Genomic DNA, 3,879 nt, shown 5'->3' with positions numbered 1-3,879 from the left:
CAGAATGGCGTGGGCCTCTGGATGTTGCAGGGCGTAGTCCCGCAGACGGTAATAGTGCTCCGTCATGGCATCGCATTCGGTGCGACAGGCGTGATGGCTGTATTCAATCAGGCAGACAGCAATACCTGCGGCTTCTGCACTCATTTGGGCAGCGTTGCCGTTCATGCTGTTGAGCAGATGCCATTTATCGTCACCTTCAGCATCAGGGGCCATAAACGCGCCACCGTTACTCAGGGTGTATAACGACCAGATACCGCCGCTGTAGGTCGCACAGAAACGCTCCATCCAGGCAAAAATATGCGGCTCCAGGGTTATCCACTGTGGGATAGTGCCAAAATGCTGCGGCCAGAAATCGATACGCTGTTCGTCAGGTAGCTGCGTTACGGTCAGTTCAAATTCGGACTCGTTAGCAGATGCAAGATTGTTTTGTGCCGCTGTTGTCATGGGTATGTCTCCGTCAATAAAAAATGCCAGCGGCGATGGCTGGCGTATGGGGATATAAAGTGTGTTCGGGGGGGTGAAATGTTGCGGGTAAATGCTTCGCGGTCAGCGGGTGGAGGTGTCTGTACGGATGCCTGAGGTGCGGATATAGCGGTTAAGACCTTCACCGGCATCCGGCTCAAAGTTCCATGCCCGCCAGACCATCCGGCCTTCAGTATCACGAACCACCAGACGGAAGTGACTGCCCTGGTCGTCTTCGAGTGTGATATTGCTGTACGTGGTAGTGACCGCTTGCGCTTGTCTCCGGGTGAAAGGCCCCGGTGGCAGCAACACGGATTGGGTCATTTTCGGGCTCCTGATAAAAGAAAACCCCGGCAGCCTGCTGGCTGTCGGGGTGGATTTGCTGGGGAAGATACTACTATCAGTCGTTGCTGCAGTCTCCGAGAGTGGACAGAACTTTCTCAGCGTTCTTCCGTTCCGCAGTGAAAGTCCCCGCTTTACGGTCATTGACGTAAACGTCAAACTGCCCGGTCTTACGGATATCCATAATGAAGTCATACCAGGCGTTATCGCCGTTACGCCAGCCCAGGCTGGACGGAATAATGTACTGCTGGTGATCCATCACTACGGTGATAGTAGTGTCGTCATCGTGCGAACTGACCATCTTGTCATCGGCAAGGGTAAGAAAGACTGAATGCTGATAGAAACCATTCTGGTCCGGGTTCCCTGTGCAGTTGATGGTAAACGTCTTTCCGCTGGCTTCGGTCACGCTGTATTCCGTATTGCCCTGACCGTAACCCTGCTGCCAGAACCCCGGGATAGCAGAGGCATTAAAGCTCGCGAGCAGTACACCCGCCAGCATAAACCGACTTAGTGAAAGTATTGTCATTCTTGTCTCCTTTGTCGTTGTTTTATTCCTGATTGTCAGGGTTCGAGGGTATCAGTAGCTGCCCCATCAGTTTGCCGTCATGGGCGTACTCAAAGTATTTTTCTTTGGTATACGGGTCCGTCACCTCCTGGTATTCCAGTTTGATGTTATCGGCAATACACAGCGCATTCATCAGTGGCTGGACGGTTTTTTCCTGCATATCCACGAGGTAGTAGTAACTGCCATCCTCGCAGCCATCGGGCGACTGGCGGGTACGTAAAACCTGCAAGGTGGGACCGGATAAGTAGTCAACCTGTGACCATTCTTCGCTGACATCATCCTGGTGGCTGACCACATCACTGAAACGCGGTGGGGTGAGGTCCTTAAATTTACTGATGGCCTTCAGGTCATCACTTCTGTCATCGCATGCGATGAGAAACAGAGTGGTGGCAACCAGCGCCAGCAGAGGCAGTGTTTTACGTTTCATTATTTTTTTCCTGAAATCAGACGAACCACTTTGGCAAAGACATAAATGCCCACGAAAATACCCACCGGCACGCCGACGAACGGTGTCAGCGCGACACTGGCAGCACCGGCTGCGCCACCTCCCGTCAGCAGTGCGGCAACAGTGGCAAGGGTCAGGGCCGCGAGACTGTCGGACACCCCGGTTTTGTTCAGAATGATGACGATGACAACAATGGCGATAATGGCAATAACGGGCATAGGGCTCCTCCCTGTTGCCGGGTTGATAACAACGCTTGCGCTATTCTGGTGAGCTGTTGGCCGGAACAAACGTAAGCAGTGACTGCTGGATAAAGCGAAAATGGGGTAAGGACTGAATAAAGCCCGGGTCTTCAACAAGACGACACAGACTGTCGTTACGCCGGAAAGTCTCCTGCAGGGGCTGAACCAGATGGATTTCATCCAGGGAGAATACGGCGATATGTCCGTCGTGCTCTGCCACCAGATACCAGGCCTGCTGGTGGATAAGTAACCGGCAGGGAGCCAGCCGCTCACAGCGCTGCCCCTCGGCAATCAGAGTCACCCGCCTGCGCCCGGTAATGGCCTGAATCAGTCGCCAGAAAGACAATGCGCCTGATGGCGAAGGAACCGGACTGGCGGGTGCTATAACGCAGGGAGACTTATCGCACATCAGCAGTGCGTTCACCAGACGACGGTCAAAACCTGGGAAAAGACCGGCCATCCCGCTGCGGTGGGCAAAGATAAGCACGTCGGGCACCATCTGCGTCTCACTGCCAGCAGTGCGTAAGCGGCAATATCCGGACTGATACTCCAGGTCCAGATACATCAGCCGCTCGCGAAAATCACGCCGCAGCGTGCGCACCGACACACCAAACTCAGCGGCCAGCTTACGTACACTCAGCGTTTCCCCCGCCACCAGACGGCTGATTATCAGTGACAGTCTGACAGCCAGCCGGTCATGGCGGCGTTCTGCCTGTGTCATGAGACGTTCTCCGTGGAAGTTAACTGACTGAGAATGATGTGATTATTTTAAAGCGAGGGGCGGACAGGGTATGGACACAACAGAAACTATATTTTCATTTCTGCAAAAGCCAGATGTAGCGGGGGTTACAGGCCATCCCTCGGTGAGTGAGGACCGCCAGCACGGTGCGATGCGGACAGGTGGTGTCCGATATTAACAAAGCAGCAACATTAAACGGTCACTGCAGTTGCGTGAGCAGGGCTTCCGCCATCACCCACAGTGCCCGGTTAAGTTTCACGTCCCCGTCGATACCGCGAACGGCACGGGTATGTGACCGTCCTCCTTTGGCATTACGGCCACTGAGCCCGCCCTTAATCAGGTTCTCCTGAATACGCTGGTACGTGGTCCACAGGTCATTGCTCTCATCCTGCCAGCGGCGAGGGGAGAGGATCTGCGATTCAGTCACCGGCTGGTGGTCTTCACCAAAGCGGTATGTGAGGGCGGCTTTTGCCAGTGCCTGCTGTGCCGGGGGTGGCAACAGCAACGACTGCATGGCATCCCGTTTCTCCTCCACCCGGTCAAAAATCCCCAGCACCTCATACGCGCCTTCAATCACCTGACTCACCACGTCCCCCTTGTGTGGCACCCGCACCTCGCCAAACGACTCACCGCAGACGAGCCCGTTCTGACAAACCGCACGAAATAGTCCCGGCAACATCTGATACGAACTGGTTCCATCGTGAGAGTTGAGTAGAATAATTTCCGGCACCTGTTTACCGGTGATCTGCCCTTCCCGCCGCAGGCGCAGCATATGCTTTGTATGTTCACGACGACCCGGGTCACGCACGCGGGTCTGACAGGCAAAGAATGGCTGGAAGCCTTCTCGCTGTAGGCTGTCGAGCAGGGAGATGGTGGGTATATAGGTATAACGCTCACTACGGGACTCGTGTTTGTCCTCACTGAATACACTGGGCACTACGCGAAACAGCTCTTCACGGGTTAACGGACGGTCGCGACGGATAAGGTTTGCTGCGCCAAAGCGCGAAGCCAGACGGGTCATAAGCAGACTCCTCATAACGGGAAAACAAATAAAAGGGATCCCCGTCGCATCGGCGACAGGGGCAGG

The 3,879-nt window shown here is 54.8% G+C and carries 7 protein-coding genes; all 7 read right to left on the bottom strand.

Annotated elements, in window-relative coordinates:
* Positions 1–444 (bottom strand): antirestriction protein (locus FDX11_RS11235; protein WP_137397916.1); only part of this gene is annotated, 444 nt, incomplete at its 3' end.
* Positions 445–546: 102 nt separating this feature from the next.
* Positions 547–786, bottom strand: a complete 240-nt coding sequence (locus FDX11_RS11230) for a DUF905 domain-containing protein (protein WP_137397915.1) — start codon at positions 784–786, stop codon at positions 547–549.
* Positions 787–862: 76 nt separating this feature from the next.
* Positions 863–1,330: a protein YkfB gene (gene ykfB / locus FDX11_RS11225; protein ID WP_137397914.1), complete on the bottom strand. Its 468-nt coding sequence runs from the start codon at positions 1,328–1,330 to the stop codon at positions 863–865.
* A 22-nt stretch (positions 1,331–1,352) separates the two neighbouring features.
* Complete coding sequence (locus tag FDX11_RS11220; RefSeq protein WP_000824223.1) at positions 1,353–1,796, bottom strand: YfjS/YafY family lipoprotein; 444 nt, start codon at positions 1,794–1,796, stop codon at positions 1,353–1,355.
* Positions 1,796–2,032, bottom strand: a complete 237-nt coding sequence (gene ypjK, locus FDX11_RS11215) for a protein YpjK (protein ID WP_001144031.1) — start codon at positions 2,030–2,032, stop codon at positions 1,796–1,798. Before ypjK ends, FDX11_RS11220 begins: the two co-directional genes overlap by 1 nt.
* A gap of 40 nt (positions 2,033–2,072) precedes the next feature.
* Positions 2,073–2,774, bottom strand: a complete 702-nt coding sequence (locus FDX11_RS11210) for a WYL domain-containing protein (protein ID WP_137397913.1) — start codon at positions 2,772–2,774, stop codon at positions 2,073–2,075.
* Between the two features lie 217 nt (positions 2,775–2,991).
* Entirely contained in the window at positions 2,992–3,813 is an 822-nt protein-coding gene (locus FDX11_RS11205; protein WP_000197389.1) for a DUF932 domain-containing protein, read from the bottom strand.
* Positions 3,814–3,879: the final 66 nt, after the last annotated feature.

The sequence above is a fragment of the Citrobacter sp. wls714 genome (assembly GCF_005281025.1).
Taxonomy (GTDB): Bacteria; Pseudomonadota; Gammaproteobacteria; order Enterobacterales; family Enterobacteriaceae; genus Citrobacter; species Citrobacter werkmanii.
This window is presented reverse-complemented; position numbering and strand designations above follow the sequence as displayed.

Bases quoted from the DNA above. Each gene is read 5' to 3' on its own strand.
- FDX11_RS11230 (WP_137397915.1), bottom strand. From the start codon at position 786: ATGACCCAATCCGTGTTGCTGCCACCGGGGCCTTTCACCCGGAGACAA.
- ykfB (WP_137397914.1), bottom strand. From the start codon at position 1,330: ATGACAATACTTTCACTAAGTCGGTTTATGCTGGCGGGTGTACTGCTC.
- FDX11_RS11220 (WP_000824223.1), bottom strand. From the start codon at position 1,796: ATGAAACGTAAAACACTGCCTCTGCTGGCGCTGGTTGCCACCACTCTG.
- ypjK (WP_001144031.1), bottom strand. From the start codon at position 2,032: ATGCCCGTTATTGCCATTATCGCCATTGTTGTCATCGTCATCATTCTG.
- FDX11_RS11210 (WP_137397913.1), bottom strand. From the start codon at position 2,774: ATGACACAGGCAGAACGCCGCCATGACCGGCTGGCTGTCAGACTGTCA.
- FDX11_RS11205 (WP_000197389.1), bottom strand. From the start codon at position 3,813: ATGACCCGTCTGGCTTCGCGCTTTGGCGCAGCAAACCTTATCCGTCGC.